Annotated in this window: 17 protein-coding genes; 6 read left to right on the top strand and 11 right to left on the bottom strand. The window is 71.3% G+C overall.

The window, feature by feature from the left end; genetic code table 11:
* From AC1DX8_RS18260 to AC1DX8_RS18245, 4 genes are all read left to right on the top strand, one after another.
* Positions 1-273: acyl-ACP desaturase (locus AC1DX8_RS18260; protein WP_477631373.1), on the top strand; the 273-nt coding region annotated here is incomplete at its 5' end.
* A 229-nt stretch (positions 274-502) separates the two neighbouring features.
* On the top strand, positions 503-991 hold the full coding sequence (locus AC1DX8_RS18255) for a DUF6326 family protein (RefSeq protein ID WP_477631372.1): 489 nt from the start codon (positions 503-505) through the stop codon (positions 989-991).
* Between the two features lie 87 nt (positions 992-1078).
* On the top strand, positions 1079-2218 hold the full coding sequence (locus AC1DX8_RS18250; RefSeq protein ID WP_477631371.1) for a sensor histidine kinase: 1140 nt from the start codon (positions 1079-1081) through the stop codon (positions 2216-2218).
* Positions 2215-2862: a response regulator gene (locus tag AC1DX8_RS18245; protein WP_477631370.1), complete on the top strand. Its 648-nt coding sequence runs from the start codon at positions 2215-2217 to the stop codon at positions 2860-2862. Before AC1DX8_RS18250 ends, AC1DX8_RS18245 begins: the two co-directional genes overlap by 4 nt.
* Positions 2863-2988: 126 nt before the next feature.
* Here AC1DX8_RS18245 and tsaD read toward each other — a convergent pair whose 3' ends face one another.
* Genes tsaD through glmS form a run of 9 tightly spaced genes read right to left on the bottom strand, consistent with a single transcriptional unit; the run spans position 2989 to position 11709 of the window.
* Complete coding sequence (gene tsaD, locus AC1DX8_RS18240) at positions 2989-4053, bottom strand: tRNA (adenosine(37)-N6)-threonylcarbamoyltransferase complex transferase subunit TsaD (RefSeq protein ID WP_477631369.1); 1065 nt, start codon at positions 4051-4053, stop codon at positions 2989-2991.
* Complete coding sequence (gene rimI, locus AC1DX8_RS18235; RefSeq protein WP_477631368.1) at positions 4050-4514, bottom strand: ribosomal protein S18-alanine N-acetyltransferase; 465 nt, start codon at positions 4512-4514, stop codon at positions 4050-4052. The genes tsaD and rimI overlap by 4 nt, the downstream gene beginning before the upstream one ends.
* Positions 4511-5185 (bottom strand): tRNA (adenosine(37)-N6)-threonylcarbamoyltransferase complex dimerization subunit type 1 TsaB, encoded by a 675-nt coding sequence (gene tsaB / locus AC1DX8_RS18230; protein WP_477631367.1) that lies wholly within the window; start codon positions 5183-5185, stop codon positions 4511-4513. The genes rimI and tsaB overlap by 4 nt, the downstream gene beginning before the upstream one ends.
* On the bottom strand, positions 5182-5655 hold the full coding sequence (gene tsaE / locus AC1DX8_RS18225) for a tRNA (adenosine(37)-N6)-threonylcarbamoyltransferase complex ATPase subunit type 1 TsaE (RefSeq protein WP_477631366.1): 474 nt from the start codon (positions 5653-5655) through the stop codon (positions 5182-5184). The genes tsaB and tsaE overlap by 4 nt, the downstream gene beginning before the upstream one ends.
* A complete protein-coding gene (locus tag AC1DX8_RS18220) occupies positions 5648-6820 on the bottom strand; it encodes an alpha/beta fold hydrolase (RefSeq protein ID WP_477631365.1) in 1173 nt (390 codons plus the stop codon). Before AC1DX8_RS18220 ends, tsaE begins: the two co-directional genes overlap by 8 nt.
* Complete coding sequence (gene alr, locus AC1DX8_RS18215) at positions 6817-7995, bottom strand: alanine racemase (protein WP_477631364.1); 1179 nt, start codon at positions 7993-7995, stop codon at positions 6817-6819. The genes AC1DX8_RS18220 and alr overlap by 4 nt, the downstream gene beginning before the upstream one ends.
* Before the next feature lie 29 nt (positions 7996-8024).
* On the bottom strand, positions 8025-9431 hold the full coding sequence (locus AC1DX8_RS18210; RefSeq protein WP_477631363.1) for a bifunctional ADP-dependent NAD(P)H-hydrate dehydratase/NAD(P)H-hydrate epimerase: 1407 nt from the start codon (positions 9429-9431) through the stop codon (positions 8025-8027).
* Positions 9432-9485: 54 nt separating this feature from the next.
* The gene (locus AC1DX8_RS18205) at positions 9486-9836 is read right to left on the bottom strand and encodes a holo-ACP synthase (protein WP_477631362.1); all 351 of its coding nucleotides are present in this window, start codon (positions 9834-9836) and stop codon (positions 9486-9488) included.
* A 13-nt stretch (positions 9837-9849) separates the two neighbouring features.
* Positions 9850-11709, bottom strand: coding sequence for a glutamine--fructose-6-phosphate transaminase (isomerizing) (glmS, locus tag AC1DX8_RS18200; protein ID WP_477631361.1), 1860 nt, complete (start codon positions 11707-11709; stop codon positions 9850-9852).
* Positions 11710-11776: 67 nt separating this feature from the next.
* Here glmS and coaA point away from each other — a divergent pair, with 67 nt between their 5' ends.
* Together coaA and AC1DX8_RS18190 are read left to right on the top strand one after the other, a co-directional pair.
* Positions 11777-12748, top strand: a complete 972-nt coding sequence (gene coaA, locus AC1DX8_RS18195; protein ID WP_477631360.1) for a type I pantothenate kinase — start codon at positions 11777-11779, stop codon at positions 12746-12748.
* 163 nt (positions 12749-12911) lie between these two features.
* On the top strand, positions 12912-14336 hold the full coding sequence (locus tag AC1DX8_RS18190) for a class II fumarate hydratase (protein WP_477631359.1): 1425 nt from the start codon (positions 12912-12914) through the stop codon (positions 14334-14336).
* Between the two features lie 159 nt (positions 14337-14495).
* Here the strand turns inward: AC1DX8_RS18190 and AC1DX8_RS18185 are convergent, their stop codons facing one another.
* Both AC1DX8_RS18185 and AC1DX8_RS18180 read right to left on the bottom strand, forming a co-directional pair.
* Positions 14496-15245 (bottom strand): aggregation-promoting factor C-terminal-like domain-containing protein, encoded by a 750-nt coding sequence (locus AC1DX8_RS18185; protein ID WP_477631358.1) that lies wholly within the window; start codon positions 15243-15245, stop codon positions 14496-14498.
* A 319-nt stretch (positions 15246-15564) separates the two neighbouring features.
* Positions 15565-16893, bottom strand: coding sequence for a PhoH family protein (locus tag AC1DX8_RS18180; RefSeq protein WP_477631357.1), 1329 nt, complete (start codon positions 16891-16893; stop codon positions 15565-15567).
* Between the last annotated feature and the right edge of the window lie 286 nt (positions 16894-17179).

The raw sequence follows: 17179 nt of genomic DNA, 5'->3' as shown, positions 1-17179 counted from the left end.
GGGGTGGGCGCGACCTGCGCGTTCGTCAGCCAGGAGGATCCCATGGCCACACTCGACAACGCCCAGTTGCTCGCCGTCCTCGAGCCGACGGTCGAGGAGAACCTCAATCGTCATTTGGCGGCTGCCCAGGAGTGGATGCCGCACGAGTACGTCCCGTGGTCGATGGGCCGCGACTTCGCCGAGCTGGGGGGCGAGGCGTGGTCGCCAGATCAGTCGCAGCTCTCACCGATCGCCCGGACTGCGCTGGAGGTTCACCTCCTTCCTTCCGTCTAGCAAGGCGGAGCCGACATCAACGACTCGATCGAGCCCGACGCCGACCACCGTCACCACATCGAGGACTGACCCCAGCAACGCAGCCTCGATGAGCCGAACGAGCCGAAAGCATGGCCCGGGATCCGTTCTTTCGGGGGGGTCAACGCGAGTCCGCGGGCTGATGTGCCGGCCGCTGAGCTCAGTCATCGTGGTCGCACCGATCATCCGACTGAGGCGAAGGACCAACGACATGACAACCCAGAGACCAGAACTCACCGCGCTGAAGGACCCGCAAGTCCCCGTGCAGGCGAAGCTCGCCGCAGCGTGGACCAGCTTCATGTTCCTCTACATCTACGTCGACTACCTCCACCTGTACAAGCCCGGCGTCGTCGAAGACATCCTGAAGGGCGTCGTCTGGGAGTTCGACATCAGCCAGACCTTCGCGGTGAGTGCGCTCGCGAGCGTGGCCATCCCGACCTTCATGATCCTGCTCTCCACGACGCTGCCCGCCCGAGCGAACCGCACGGTCAACCTCGTCGTGGCCTCCCTCTACATCCCCTACTCGGCGTTCAACCTGGCCGGCGGGTCCTGGCTGTACTACTACGGTCTCGGCCTCGCGCTCGAAGTGATCATCCTCGCGTTCATCCTGCGCTCTGTCTGGACCTGGCGGCGCACGCCATCGGCGTCGATGCCAGACCACGCCGCACCTCACCGGGCGTCGATCCAGACGGGACGGTAGACCCTTGTCGGTCAGCCCCCGATGGCTGGCGATCGGGTCGTTCCTTCGGCGGGTGCGCCGATCAGTCCCGATCCCTACCCTTGAGCAGTGACTGCTGTCTGGCGCTCCATCTGGCGAGAGCCACGGCCCGGCCACCCCTCGCCGGTGGGTCGGCTCGACTGGCTGCTCGTCGGCGGGTTCGAAGCCGCCGCGCTGGTGGAGGGCATCGCGCGTCCGGGCCTGAGCTGGCGGCCGTTCGTCACGGTGCTCGCCATGACCCTGATGCCCGTCCTCCTCTGGCGCCGGAGTCGTCCACTGCTGGCCTGCGTGGTCGGCTTCGGCGTCGCCGGGCTGCTTTCCGTCCTCCAGGTGTCCACACACAGCGGAGACCTTGGCCTCTACTCCATGATGGCCGTCCTGATCCTGCTCTACTCCCTGGTGCGTTGGGGCTCGGGGCGAGAGGTGGCCATAGGGATTCTCTTCGTCACGGCGATCGTCGTGCTGGGTATGTACGTCGCCTCGGCAGGCCTGGCCGACCTCGTGGGCGGGAGCCTGTTCCTGCTGCTGTTCGTCGCCCTCGCGGCAGTGTTCCGCTATCGCGCCGACCTCTGGCAGCGCCACCAGCTCGAGGTCCGCAACCAGGAGCGCCTCTCGTTGGCCCGCGAGCTGCACGACACCGTGGCGCACCATGTCTCAGCCATCGCGGTGCAGGCGCAAGCCGGCGGTGTGGTTGTTGGCACGCAGCCCAAGCAGGCGGCCGAGATCCTCGCCGCGATCGAGTCCGAGGCGTCGCGCACCTTGGCGGAGATGAGGGGCATGGTGCGGGTGCTCCGTGAGGACGGCTGGGACGCCTACGCACCCCAGCCCGGCGTCGCCAGCCTGTCAGCGCTGGCGCGCGACGACGCCAGCCCCGCGGTCGAGGTCTCGCTCGCCGGTTCCTTGACCCAGCTGCCTCCACCCGTGGACGCCGCGGTCTACCGGCTCGCGCAGGAGGCCCTGACCAACGCCATACGGCATGCACGCAGCGCGACCCGCGTCGGCATCGAGGTGCGCCGAGTCGGCGACGTGGTCAGGCTGCGTGTCGCCGATGATGGACTGACCCATCCCCGCCAGGGTGTGGACCCTGGCTTCGGCCTGACCGGCATGGCCGAACGCGCCCAGCTCCTCGGCGGGTCCTTCTCCGCCGGGCCCGGGCCCGAGGGTGGCTGGGTGGTCGAAGCCGTGCTCCCTGTCGGTGGACCGACGTGACCATCCGCGTCGTGGTGGCCGACGACCAGGACCTGGTCCGGGCCGGACTCGTGATGATCCTCGATGCCCAACCCGGCCTCGAAGTGGTGGGGGAGGCAGCTGACGGGCCAGGGGCGCTCGACGTGGCGACCCGGCTGCGTCCCGATGTCCTCCTCGTGGACATCCGGATGCCCGGGCTCGATGGCGTGGAGGTGACGCGGCGCCTGGCCGGGCCGGGCGTCGCCGACCCGATGGCGGTCGTGGTCATCACGACCTTCGATCTCGACGAGTACGTCCTCGGCGCCCTTCGCGCAGGTGCTCGCGGGTTCCTGCTCAAGGACGCCGGGCCGGAACTCCTCGTCCAGGCCATCCACGCCGCAGCCAACGGGGACGCGCTGATCGCCCCCAACGTCACCCGACGGCTGTTGGAGACCTTCGTCGACCGAGCGCCGGAGACGCTGACCCAGCCCATCGAGCCGCTGACCGAGCGCGAGGAGGAGGTGCTCATGCTGGTCGCCCGCGGCCGCACCAATGCCGAGATCGCCGCTGAGCTCTTCATCGGCTTGAGCACGGTCAAGAGCCACGTCGCGTCCTTGATGGCCAAGCTCGAGGTCCGCAACCGGGTCGAGGTCGCCATCTGGGCCTACCACACCAAACGCGTGTGACCCTGCCAGGTGAGTCCGGTGAGCGCCCCGAAGATTACGCGTGGAGGACGAGACGCAACGTCTCGAAGGTGACCGGACTCATGGCGCGTCCGCCTGCCCCGCCGTCGTCGAGCTACCCGCGGCGGCCTACGCCTGCACCACGGTGACGGGCATCGAAGAGTCCGCGGGGAGGTCGAGCTCGGACGGCGCGCGTCCCTTGAGCACCATCTGCGCGCCCAGCGAGGCGACCATCGCGCCGTTGTCGGTGCACAGCCCCGGCCGCGGCACGCGCAGGGTGATGCCGGCGGCGTCACAGCGCTCCTGCGCCATCGCCCTCAGCCGGCTGTTGGCGGCGACGCCACCGCCGATCTGGAGGTTCATCACGCCGTGCTCCTTGCAGGCCAGGACGGCCTTGCGGGTGAGCACGTCGGTGACCGCCTCCTGGAACGACGCGGCGACATCGGCAACCGGCACCGGCTCCCCCGACGCCTCACGCGCCTGCACCCACCGGGCCACCGCGGTCTTGAGCCCGGAGAACGAGAAGTCGAACCGGTAACGCTCCATGTCGCGCCCGGTGGTGAGCCCGCGCGGGAAGTCGATGGCCACGCGGTCGCCCTCGCGCGCCATCCGGTCGATGTGCGGCCCACCGGGGAACGGCAGCCCCAGCACGCGCGCCACCTTGTCGAAGGCCTCACCCGCGGCGTCGTCGATCGTCGACCCCAGCGACCGGATGTCGTGGGTGACGTCGGGCACCAGCAGCAGGGACGAGTGGCCGCCGGAGACGAGCATCGCCAGGGTCGGCTCGGGCAGCGGTCCGTGCTCCACGATGTCGACGGCGACGTGCGACGCGAGGTGGTTCACGCCATACAAGGGGACGCCGAGGGCGACGGCGAGCGACTTGGCCGCCGCGACCCCCACCATCAGCGCCCCGGCCAGCCCGGGTCCGGAGGTCACGGCGATCGCGTCGAGGTCCGAGAGCTTCACCCCGGCGTCTCGCGTGGCCCGCTCGATGGTCGGCACCATGGCCTCGAGGTGCGCCCGGCTGGCCACCTCGGGCACCACGCCACCGAACCTGGCGTGTTCGTCGACGCTGCTCGCGATGGCGTCGACCAACAGGGTCTCGCCCCTGACGATGCCAACGCCGGTCTCGTCGCACGACGTCTCGAGCCCGAGGACGAGCGGCTGGTCGGTGGTCTTCGGTGCGACGCTCATGACGCCACCTCCTGCAGCGACAGCCGCATCACGTGGGCGTCCACGTCACCGGGCTGGTAGTAGCGGCGGCGAATCGTCAAGGTCTCGAATCCCCTTGCCCCATAGAGCTTCCGGGCCGGTTCGTTGTCGGCACGCACCTCGAGCATGAGGTATGCCGCGTGGTCGGCCGCCGCGCGGCCGACCAGCTCCTCGAGGAGCCGGCGACCGAGTCCCTGTCCCTGCGCAGCCGGTGCGACCGCCATGGTCATGATGTCGGCGACCTCACCGCCGAGGTCGACGCCGCCGTAGCCCGCGAGCCTGCCGTCGGGCTCCTGCGCGACGACGTACGAGCGGCGCGGGCGGGCAGCCAGCTCGGCCCACAGGGAGGCGGGCGTCCAGGCGTCGTCGGGAAACAGCTCGCTCTCGAGCGCGGCCACGTCGTCGATGTCGGTCCAGTGCAGGTCCCGCAGGGTCGCTGTCACGGCTTGGCCCGCTCTGCGGTCGTGAGGGCGTCGGGCCGCCGCAGGTAGAGCGGCTCCACCGGCAGGTCGAGCCCCGCCTCGAGGCGTTGCAGCGCAACGTCGCACAGCACCCCGGCGGACACGTCGAGGACGCCGATGGGCTGCGGGAAGACCTCGGGATACAGCACTGGGCCGCGACCCGCGGTGGGCAGCGACCGGACCGCCTCGGGCAGGTCCGCCGGGCGGGCGACCGCTGGGTCCGTGAGCCGCACGGCCCGGTCTCGCTCGGGACGGTCGGGGTCGATCCGGTAGCGGGCCCAGTAGACCTCCTTGCGCCGCGCATCGGTCGCCACCAGGAACTCTCCCTCGCGGACGTGCTCCACCGCCTGCTGCGCGAGGGCGTCGAGGCTGCACACGCCGTGGACGGGCACACCACGGGCGTGCGCGAAGACCAGCCCACTGACGATGCCGACCCGCAGGCCGGTGAAGGGACCCGGGCCGTTGCCCACGACCACGTCGGTGACGTCAGCCGGGGTGACCCCCGCCCTGGCCAGGAGGTCGTGGATGAGGGGCGCCACGCTCTCGGTGTGGCCGCGCGGGTCGTCGGACCCGCCCATGGCCCAGTCAGGGCCGGCCGAGACGGCGACACTCACGGACGTGGACGTGTCGATGGCCAGGACGACACGGCTCATGCCAGCACCTCCAGCTCGCTGAGGTCGGCGGCGGCCCACCGAAGGCCGTGGGTCTGGACGCTGGCCCGGCGGGTGTCCTCGCCCGACAGCGTGACCTCGAGCCGGTCCTCGGCGAGGTCCTCCGCGAGGCCGTGTCCCCATTCCACGACGGTCACGGACTCCTCCAGCGAGGTGTCGAGGTCGAGGTCGTCGAGCTCCGCGAAGCCGCCGAGCCGGTAGGCGTCGACGTGCACGAGAGCCGGCCCGCCGACCAGCGACGGGTGGACCCGCGCGATCACGAACGTCGGCGAGGTGATCGGCCCACGCACCCCGACCCCCTCGGCCAGTCCCTGGGTGAGCGTGGTCTTGCCCGCACCGAGACCGCCGGTGAGGACGACGAGGTCACCCGCGGACAGCAGGCGACCCAGGCGGACGCCCCAGGCCCTGGTGTCCTCTGCCGTGGGCAGGTCTGGGCTGGTCAGCTCAGGCACGGCCTTCTCCGCGCCGCGCCCTGGCGACCTTGCGACGCTTGGCGAGGTCGGTGACCGTGCGCCGGACGCGCGGCTTGCGCGCGACCTTGACGCCCTCGGCGGCGGCCCGCATGGCGCGGTCGATGAGCGCCTCGAACTGCTCGTTGAGCACCTCGGGGTGCTCCAGCATGATGATGTGCCCCGCCTCCTCGATCACCACGTGCTCGGCGCCGGGGACGAGCCGGACGATCTCCTCGCTGTGCTCGGGAGGGGTGAGGACGTCGTGGACTCCGTTGAGCACCAACACCTCCACGCCGTGGAAGTGCACGAGCGCATCGCGCTTGTCGTGACGGTCGAACGTCGGGAGGAAGTCGGCCATCACGTCGAGCGGGGTGCCGAAGATCATGTCGCCGGTGAGCCGGACCGCCGCCGGAGGCACCGGCGAGGCGAAGCTCCAGCGCTCCACGAGGAACTCCTCGATGTCACGACCTGCCCGCAGCGCCGTGCGCACCAGACCCGGTCGCGCCGAGAGCCGGTCGAGCACGGAGGGACCGAAGCGTCCGACGAGCTTGCCGAAGTACTGCCCGAAGCCGAGCGACACCAGCTGGGCGCCACCGGCACTGGTCGCCACGAAAGCGGTGGCCACGACCCGGTCACGCACCAGGTCGGGGTGCTGGTCGGCGAGGGCCATCGTCGTCATGCCCCCCATGGAGTGGCCCACGAGGACGAGCTGTCCCTCCGGCGCCGCCTCCTCGATGACGCGGTGGAGGTCGCGTCCGAGCTGGTCGATGTCACACGAGGCCTCGCTGCCGCGGCCGGAGCGGCCGTGCCCGCGTTGGTCCCAGGCCACGACGCGGAAGCCGTCCCTGACCAGCGCCTTGCGCTGCAGCACCCAGCTGTCGAGCGTCAGGCAGAAACCGTGGGAGAACACGACAGTGGGCTTGCCCGCGGACGCCGAGTCGGCGGAGGGCTCGTCGATCTCGACGTGCAGGGGCACCCCGTCGTCGGCGACGACCACGAACTCCTTGTCAGGGGTGTGGGCGTATGCGCCAGCGGGCGCCAGCACCGAGAGGCGGGCGTGCCGTTCCTTGCTGACCCGCCCGGCGGCGATGCCCGCGGCGGTCGCCACCCCGGCCGCGGCCAGCCCGATGCCGAGGCCCGCGAGGCTCCGGTTGGTCGGGCTCACTGGTCGCCCCCGACGTGGATGCGCGGCACCCGTGCGCCGATCCGGGTGACGATCTCGTAGTTGATGGTGTCGATGGCCGCCGCCCAGTCCTGCGCGGTCGGCTCACCGGCCGCTCCGACGCCGAACAGCACGACCTCGTCGCCGGCCTCGGCGGTCGAGTCGGCACCGAGGTCGAGCACGAACTGGTCCATGCAGACCCGGCCGGCGACGGCATACCGACGGCCACCCACCTGCACCGGTCCGACACTGGTGGCGTGCCGCGGCACTCCGTCGCTGTAGCCCATCGGCACGAGGCCGAGCTTGGTCGGCGCGGTGGTGGTGTAGACGTGACCGTACGAAACCCCTTGTCCCGCAGGGGAGTTCTTCACACTTGAGAGTCGCGAGAGCAACCGCATCGCCTCACGGAGCCCGAAGTCCTCAGGCGCGCCGAGGTCGGGGACGGGCGACAGGCCGTAGACGGAGACGCCTGGCCGAACGAGGTCGTAGTGCGCCGAGGGGTTGGTCAGGGTGGCCGCGGAGTTGGCGAGGTGCCGCACCTGCGGCTGGACGCCCGCGCGGGCGGCCTGCTCAAGGATGCCCTCGAACCGCTCCTGCTGCGCGCGCACCGTGGGGTGCTGCGGGGCGTCGGCGTAGGCGAAGTGGCTGAAGATCCCGATGACCTCGACCGCGCCGTCGGCCTGCGCGGTGCCCAGCGTCGCGAGCAGGTCAGCGAGATCGGCGTCCCAGGCGCCGTTGCGGCCGAGACCGGTGTCGACCTTGAGGTGCACCCTGGCCGTGCGACCCATCGCCGCAGCGGCGTCGAGCACCTGGTCGAGCGACCACGTCGTGGAGACGCCGAGGTCGATGCCCAGCTCGAGCGCCTCGGCGAAGTCCTGACCGGGCACGTGCAACCACGAGAGCAGCGGAGCCTCGACCCCGGCTCGCCGCAGCTCGACGGCCTCGGGCAGCTGGGCCACCCCCAGCCAGGTCGCCCCACCGCGCAGGGCGGCCTGGGCGCTCGGCACGAGGCCGTGGCCGTAGGCGTCGGCCTTGACGACGGCCATCACCTCGGCGTTCCCGGCCCGCTCCTTGAGCGCGGCGACGTTGCTGCTGATGGCCGAGAGGTCGACCTGGGCACACGCGGGCAGCCCCGGCGGGGCCGGGGCTGGGGTGGTGCTGGTCGTGGTGGTGCTCATCGTCGTCCAGTCTTTCACGAGCGTTCAGGTCAGCGAGCGAGCAGGTGGGCCACAGCCCCTGGTATGCCGTGTGCCACCGCCAGGGCGCGCACCGGCCCACCCGGGTTGRCCAGGTCGGCGGCGACCCCGTGCACCAGCGCGCCGAGGCTCCCGGCGTCGAGGGGGCCCAGCCCGGTGGCGAGCAGTGCCCCGCAGACCCCAGCGAGCACGTCACCGGCCCCTGCCGTCGCGAGCCACGGCGGGGCGTCGTTCTGTGAGCGCACCGGCCCACCGTCGTCGGTCGGGGGGACGACCAGGGTCGTGGCGCCCTTGAGCAGCACCGTGGCCCCCGTCCGGTCGGCGGCCCGCCGGGCGAGGCCGACCGGGTCGCGGTGCACCTCCTCGCGACCGACCTCGTCGCCGGTGAGCCGCGTGAGCAGGCGTGCCAGCTCGCCGGCGTGGGGGGTCAGCAGGGTGGGCCCGCCGCGCGTTCCGTCGACGAGGTCGAGCCCCCCGGCGTCGACCAGCACGGGGAGGTCGGACGCGAGCGCAGCGCGGGCGGTGTCGAGCTGGGCCTTGGCGCCCTTGTGCCGGGAACGGATGTCAAGACCGGGTCCGACGACCCAGGCCTGCACCCGGCCCTCGCCGTGGACCGCCTCGGGGACGGCGGCGCGCAGCAGGGCGGTCGGCGTGGGGGTCCCGACGTAGCGGAGCATGCCGACCCCGGCCCCGACCGCAGCCGTGCAGCACAGGAGCGCGGCCCCGGTGTAGTCCTCTCCCCCGGCCACCACTCCCAGCACGCCGCGCGAGTACTTGTCGTCCCCGGCACCCGGCACCGGCCAGAGCGTGGCGACGTCGGCGAAGTCGAGCCGCTCCACGTCCGCGGGACCCTCGAGGGAGATCCCGATGTCGATGATCGTCAGCCGGCCCACCGCCGCCTCACTGGCCGGCAGCAGGTGCACGGGCTTGGCCACCCCGAAGGTCACCGTCTCGTCGGCGAAGACCCCGTCCTCGGCACTGGTGCGACCCGCGGGATCCTGCCCCGAGGGCAGGTCGACCGCCACGACGTACGCCGACTCCGGGATCGCGTCGACCCAGGCCCTGGCGACCTCGGGTAGTCCCGGCCGTCCCCCGATCCCGAGCACGCCGTCGACGACCAGGTCGGCGTCGGCCAGTCGTCCCGCCCACTCCCCACTCGGAGCAATGACCTCGACGCCCTCCGCTTCCCAAGACGCCGCGTCACCGATGGCCAGGGGCCAGTCTCCTTGCAGCGCAACGCAGTCGWAGCCCTCGCCCGCGAGGTGCACCGCGGCATACAACGCATCTGCGCCGTTGTTGCCCGCCCCTGCGAGGACGACGACCCGGTGGCCACCGGACGCCCTGAGGCGCGCGCTGCAGACCGCGGCGAGGCCCTCGGCTGCACGCGCCATGAGCTCGCCCTCGGCGAGGTCGGCCATCAGCGTCTCCTCGGCGGCGCGTACCCGCTCTGCGGACCAGGCGCGGAGCACCGCTCAGCCCTCGGCGATGACGACGGCCGAGGCGATGCCGGCGTCGTGCGAGAGGGAGACGTGCATCTGGTGGACGCCCAGCGCCTCGGCCCGGGCCTCCACCGTGCCGGTGACCTGGAGGTGGGGGCGGCCGTCCTCACCTCGGCGCACGGTGGCGTCCTGCCAGTGCAGGCCGACCGGTGCACCCAGCGCCTTCGCCAGCGCCTCCTTGGCGGCGAACCGCGCGGCGAGGGAGTTGAGGGGCAGCGAGCGCTCCTCGGCGGTGAAGAGGCGCTCCAGCAGGCCGGGGGTGCGTTCGAGCGACTGCCCGAAACGCTCCACGTCGACCACGTCGATCCCGACCCCGACGATCACCGGATGTCAGCGATCACTCGACGGTGACGCTCTTGGCCAGGTTGCGCGGCTGGTCGACGTCGAGGCCCTTGGCCGTGGACAGGTGCAGGGCGAAGACCTGCAGCGGCACCACGGTGAGCAGCGGCGCGAGCAGCGGCGACGTCGCGGGCACGCGGATCACCTCGTCGGCGAACGGCAGCACGTCCTCGTCGCCGTCCTCGGCGACCACGATGGTGCGAGCGCCACGGGCCCGGATCTCCTGGATGTTGGAGACGACCTTCTTGTGCAGCTCGTGGGGGGTGCCCGGACCGGGCACGACGATGAAGACCGGCTGGCCCGCGTCGATGAGCGCGATGGGGCCGTGCTTGAGCTCGCCGGCCGCGAAGCCCTCGGCGTGGATGTAGGCGAGCTCCTTGAGCTTGAGCGCACCCTCCATGGCCACGGGGTAGCCGACGTTGCGACCGAGGAAGAGCACCGAGCGGGTGTCGGCCATGAACCGCGCGATCTCCTTGACGCGGTCCATCCGGCCGAGCAGCTCCTCGAGCTTGGCGGGGACCTCGTGCAGCTCCTTCATCACCGACTGCGCGTCGTCGGCGAAGGTGCCACCCCGCAGCTGGGCGAGGTAGAGGCCGAGGATGTAGCAGGCGGTGATCTGGGCGAGGAACGCCTTGGTCGAGGCGACTGCGATCTCGGGTCCGGCGTGGGTGTAGAGGACGGCGTCGGACTCCCGCGGGATGGTCGACCCGTGGGTGTTGCAGATGCTCAGTGTGAGCGCGCCGAGCTCGTGGGCGTGCTTGACGGCCATGAGGGTGTCCATGGTCTCGCCCGACTGGCTGATCGAGACGACCAGCGTGCGCTCCGTGGCGATCGGGTCGCTGTAGCGGAACTCGTGGGCGAGCGCGACCTCGACCGGGATGCGGGTCCAGTGCTCGATGGCGTACTTGGCGACCATGCCGGCGTAGGCCGCGGTGCCGCACGCCACGATGATGATGCGGTCGACGTTGCGGAGCTGGTCCTCGGTGATCGACATGTCGTCGAGCACGAGCCGGCCGTCGACGTCGGTGCGCCCCAGGAGGGTGTCGCCGACCGCGTGCGGCTGTTCGTAGATCTCCTTCTCCATGAAGGTCGCGTAGCCGCCCTTCTCCGCGGCGGCAGCGTCCCAGGTCACCTCGTAGCGCTTGCCATCGGCCGGGCTTCCGTCGAAGTTGATGACCTCGTAGGAGTCGGGCGTGATGGTGACGATCTGGTCCTGGCCGAGCTCGAGCGCGTGGCGGGTGTGCCCGATGAACGCTGCGACGTCGGACCCGAGGAAGTTCTCGCCCTCGCCCAGGCCCACGACGAGCGGGCTGTTGCGACGGGCACCGACGACGACCCCGGGGCTGTCGGCGTGCACGGCGAGCAGGGTGAAGGCTCCCTCGAGGCGGTTGACGACGTTCAGCATCGCCTTCGTGAGGTCGCCGGTCTTGTCGTACTCGCGGGCCACGAGGTGGGCGGCCACCTCGGTGTCGGTCTCGCTGGAGAAGGTCGCGCCGTCGGCGAGGAGGGCGTTCTTCAGCTGGTGGAAGTTCTCGATGATGCCGTTGTGGATGAGGGCGAGCTTGCCGTCCTCACCGGCACGGTGCGGGTGGGCGTTCTGGTCGGTCGGCCCGCCGTGGGTGGCCCAGCGGGTGTGACCGATGCCGGTGGTCGCGCCCGGCAGGTGGTCGGCGTCGAGGGCGTCCTGGAGGTTGACCAGCTTGCCGGCGCGCTTCTCGCTCGCCACGCCGTCCCCGGTCACCAGCGCGACCCCCGCGGAGTCGTACCCCCGGTACTCGAGGCGGGCCAGGCCCTCCATGACGACGTCCAGCGCTTTGCCATCGGCGTTCGGGCCGACGTATCCGACGATTCCGCACATGGGAGGCAGCCTAACGGCCGAACGCCCCGGGGACGGCATCCGAGGTCGCGCGGGCGGGTGAGCAAGAATGGCGCCCGTGAGCCACCCCGCGAACGGCAACGGCGCCCTCCCCTCGCCCTACGTCGAGCTGGACCGAGCCGCGTGGGCGCGCCTGCGGGAGAACCAGCCGCTGAGCCTCGACGCCGCCGACCTCGCCCGGCTCCAGGGCCTCGGCGAGCGGATCGACCTGACGGAGGTCGAGGAGGTCTACCTGCCGCTGTCGCGACTGCTCAACTTCTACGTGGGGGCCACGGCCGGGCTGCACCGCGTCACCGGCGAGTTCCTCGGGGAGAGCCCGGCCAAGACACCGTTCGTCATCGGCGTGGCCGGCTCCGTGGCCGTCGGCAAGTCGACGACCGCGCGACTCCTCAAGGAGCTGCTCTCGCGCTGGCCCGGCACACCGGAGGTCGAGCTGGTCACCACCGACGGGTTTCTCTACCCCAACGCCGAGCTAGAGCGCCGCAACCTGTTGCAGCGCAAGGGTTTTCCCGAGTCCTACAACCGCCGGGCGTTGCTGCGGTTCGTCGCCGAGGTGAAGTCCGGCAAGGCCGAGGTCAGCGCGCCGGTCTACTCGCACCTCACCTACGACATCGTGCCCGGCGAGCAGATCGTCGTGCGCCAGCCCGACGTGCTGATCGTGGAGGGCCTCAACGTCCTGCAGGCCCCGCGGCTGCAGGAAGACGGCCGCACCGGCCTCGCCGTCAGCGACTTCTTCGACTTCTCGGTCTACGTCGACGCCCACCTCGACGACATCCGCCACTGGTACGTCGAGCGGTTCCTGCGCCTGCGCGAGACCGCGTTCGCCGATCCCGACTCCTACTTCCACCGGTACGCCGCGCTGTCCGACGAGCAGGCGCGCGACACCGCCGCCCGGATCTGGCGCGAGATCAACGAGGTCAACCTCCGCGAGAACGTGCTCCCCACCCGGAGCAGGGCGACCCTGGTGCTGGCGAAGGGCAAGGACCACAGCGTCCGCCGGATCCGCCTCCGCAAGCTCTGAGCCGCCCCGTGTGGCTGGCCCCGCGGCATACCCCGCCCCACCCCCCGCCCCACCCCGTCCCATCCCCCGCAAAACGTTGGTTGCTCGACGAAACGGGATCTGTGGCGCCCGTTTCGCCGAGCAACCACCGTTTTGCGCGAGGGTGCGCGGGCATGATGGGGGTATGCCGTCTGCTTCCGACCGCGCGCACGCCACCACCCCTGCCACCCGCACCGAGCACGACTCGATGGGAGACGTGGAGGTGCCGGCCGACGCGTTGTGGGGCGCCCAGACCGCCCGAGCCGTCGAGAACTTCCCGATCTCGGGGCAGCCGGTGCCCGTCGGGGTGGTGCACGCCCTGGCCCTGCTCAAGGCAGCCGCGGCCGAGGTGAACGCCGAGCTCGAGGTCCTGAAGAGACCGATGGCCGCCGCAGTCGCGACCGCCGCGACCGAGGTGGCGGAAGGTCGGCACGACGACCAGTTCCCGATCGACGTGTTCCAGACCGGCTCGGGCACCTCCACGAACATGAACGTCAACGAGGTAGTCGCGCGGATCGCCCACCTGGCGACCGGGGAGGCGGTCCACCCCAACGACCACGTGAACGCCGGTCAGTCGAGCAACGACACGTTCCCGAGCGCCCTGCGGATCGCCGCGACCCTGGCGGTCCACCGCGACCTCGCGCCGAGCCTGCTCCACCTGGCCAAGGCCTTGCGCGCCAAGGAGACGGAGTTCGCCGACGTGGTCAAGGCGGGACGCACCCACCTCATGGACGCCGTGCCGGTGACGCTCGGGCAGGAGTTCGGCGGCTACGCCCGGCAGGTGGAGCTCGGCGCCGAGCGGGTGCTGGTGGCCGCCCAGGCCACCGCGGAGCTGCCGCTGGGCGGCACCGCGGCAGGCACCGGCCTCAACGCGGCTCCCGGGTTCGCAGCGGCCGTCATCGAGCGAGTCAGCGCCCGGACCGGCGTGACCTTCCGCGAGGCCGTCGACCACTTCGAGGCGCAGTCGGCCCAGGACGCCGTCGTCGAGCTCAGTGGGGCGCTCAAGGTGGTCGCCGTCAGCCTCACCAAGATCTGCAACGACCTGCGGTGGATGTCGTCGGGCCCGCGTTCGGGGCTGGGCGAGATCCACCTGCCCGACCTCCAGCCCGGGTCGAGCATCATGCCCGGCAAGGTCAACCCCGTCCTGCCCGAGGCCACGCTCATGGTGTGCGCCCAGGTCATCGGCAACGACACGGCCATCACGGTGGCGGGGGCGTCGGGCGCGTTCGAGCTCAACGTGATGCTGCCCGTCATGGCCCGCAACATCCTCGAGTCGGCGACGCTGCTGTCGGCGGCCACCCGGCTGCTGGCCGACCGCTGCGTCGCCGGCATCGAGGCCGACGCGGAGCGGTCGCGCGAGCTGGCCGAGGGCTCCCCGTCGATCGTCACCCCGCTGAACCGGTACATCGGCTACGAGGCGGCCGCCGCGGTCGCCAAGCAGTCGATCAAGGAGCGTCGCCCGATCCGCGATGTCGTCATCGAGCGCGGGCACGTCGCCAGTGGCGAGCTCACCGAGCAACAGCTCGACGAAGCCCTCGACGTGCTGGCCATGACCCGCCCGCCTCGCTGACCCGCCCGCCTCGCCGACCCGCCCGCCTCGCCGACCCGCCCGCCTCGCCGACCCGCCCGCCTCGCTGCGGCGCAAACGCGAGATCCCAGCTCTCGGCGTGTTCCCGGGGGCGGGAAGGCCGAGAGCTGGGATCTCAGAGTCAGCGGCGGGTCTGGCGGCTCAGTACCAGTGCGGTGAGCGGCTCTGCCACGCGTCCCAGGCGCCACACGGGGTGCCATAGGAGCTCTTGATGTACTGCAGACCCCAGCGGATCTGCGTCACCGGGTTGGTACGCCAGTCGGAGGCGACCGTGGCCATCTTGGAGCCGGGCAGCGACTGCGGGATGCCATAGGCGCCGGACGAGGAGTTCTCGGCGGTGTAGCGCCAGCCGCTCTCGCCCATCCAGAGCTTGTCGAGGCAGCCCCACTGTCCGTCGCCGAACCCGAACTCGGGCAGCAACGCCTGGGCCGCGGCCCGCGGGTCGGCCTGCGCGTTGGCCAGGATGGCCTGCTTCTTGGCGGCGAGCGCCTTGCGGGCCTTGTCGCGGGCGACCTGCAGCGCGAGCTCGCGACGGGCCTGGGCGGCGGCCTCAGCAGCGGCGACGGCGGCGACGCGGTCCTTCTCCTGCGCCGCGGCGATGCTGGCGTTGGTGTTGTTGCGGTCGGCGGCCAGCCGGGCGGTGTCCTCGATCTGGGCGTCGGCCAGCTCGTTGGCCTGCGCGATCGCCTCGGTGCTCACGGTGAACGCGGCGGCTCCGGTCTGGCGGGCGTCAGAGGCTTGGTAGCCAGCGGCCGTGGTCGCGATGACCGCGAGCAGCACGCTGGAGGTGACGGCAGGGCGACGGATCGCCTTGGTGAGACCGGAGGAGCGAGAGGCTTTCCTGCCGTGGCGCGACACATTGCGGTGTCGACCCTGGTAGGGCTGACTCATACGGGTTCCTCCAAAGGAAAGGCCACCGCGCGTGTGGTGGCCTCAATCGGTGCCGGGGGGATGTATTTGGCCGAAGTCGCCCAACAGGCTTGAACAGCCCAACAGAACAGCGTCCCGGCACGTTATGAATTCGAGACCTTACCCGACGGAGGAAGGCGAACTCCAATCGTCAAGGACTTTCTGGGGCTGGTGTGACGGATGTGACGACAGAGTCATCCTTTCGGTGGAGGCGCCGCCGTGGTCCAGGGGGAAAATGCGCGCGTTTCCGCGCCCTCGCCCGGCCCGACCACAGCGGCGCCGCCGCCCGAAGGAACGAGCGTCACACCTCGAGTCCCTCCAGCAGGTCGGTGACCAGGGCCGCGATGGGGCTGCGCTCGCTGCGGGTGAGCGTGACGTGGGCGAACAGCGGGTGACCCTTGAGCGCCTCGATCACCGCGGCCACCCCGTCGTGCCGACCCACCCGGAGGTTGTCGCGCTGGGCGACGTCGTGGGTGAGCACCACGCGGGAGTTCTGGCCCACGCGCGACAGGACGGTCAGCAGCACGTTGCGCTCGAGGCTCTGCGCCTCGTCGACGATGACGAACGCGTCGTGCAGGGAGCGTCCGCGGATGTGCGTCAGCGGCAGGACCTCGAGCATGCCGCGGTCCATGATCTCCTCGACCACCTCGTGCGACACGAGGGCTCCGAGGGTGTCGAAGACCGCCTGCGCCCAGGGGCCCATCTTCTCGGACTCGCTGCCCGGCAGGTAGCCCAGCTCCTGGCCGCCCACGGCATACAGGGGTCGGAAGACGACGACCTTGCGGTGCTGGCGACGCTCCATGACGGCCTCGATGCCGGCGCACAGCGCGAGCGCCGACTTGCCGGTGCCGGCCCGCCCGCCGAGCGACACGATGCCCACATCGGGGTCGAGCAGGATGTCGAGCGCGATCCGCTGCTCGGCGCTGCGGCCGTGCAGGCCGAACGCGTCACGGTCGCCGCGCACCAGGCGCACCTGCTTGTCGGAGCCGACCCGCCCGAGACCGCTTCCCCGCGGCGAGAGCAGGACGACACCCGTGTGGCACGGCATCTCGGCCGCGGTGGCGTTCTCGATGCGCCCGTGCTCGTAGAGGGCGTCCATCTCCTCGACGGTCACGTCGAGCTCGGCCATGCCGGTCCAGCCGCTGTCGACCGCGAGCTCGGCGCGGTACTCCTCGGCCTCCAGGCCGACCGCCGAGGCCTTGACCCGCATGGGCAGGTCCTTGCTGACGACGGTGACGGCGAAGCCCTCCTCGGCCAGGTTCTTCGCGACCGACAGGATGCGCGTGTCGTTGTCCCCCAGCCGGAAGCCGGCGGGCAGCGAGCTCGGATCCGTGTGGTTGAGCTCCACCCGGAGGGTGCCGCCGTCGTCGCCGACGGACACCGGCGCATCGAGCCGACCTTCACTGATCCGCAGGTCGTCGAGCAGCCGCAGCGCCTGCCGCGCGAAGTACCCCAGCTCGGGGTGGTGCCGCTTGGCCTCGAGYTCGGTGACGACGACCACCGGCAGGACCACCTCGTGCTCCTTGAACCGCAGCATGGCTCGCGGGTCGGACAGGAGGACGGACGTGTCGAGGACGAACGTCCGGAAGGCGGGGGCCTTGGTCTTGCCCTTGGCCTTCGGAACCGGCATGGCGCGTGACGCGACCGCAGTGCTGGAGGAGGTACGACGGGTGGTGTCGTGGTTCGAGGCCAATGTCTCTCCTTGGCACAGCGCGCGCTTCGGCGCAGTGCGCCTACTCGCGAACGAGGTGCCGGGACCAGGCCTTCCCACCGCGGGTGAGCCGGTTCCGGCCCTCCGCTCGGAGCTGGATCTGCTCCATAGGTTGGCCTCCCCGAACGCGGGACGGGTGCCCCGCGTCACTACGGACGGTACGACTCACCCGACCGCGCGGAAGGCAGGCTCGCGGCGTGTCACC

The sequence above is a fragment of the Pedococcus sp. P2_A3 genome (genome assembly GCF_056405035.1).
This window is presented reverse-complemented; position numbering and strand designations above follow the sequence as displayed.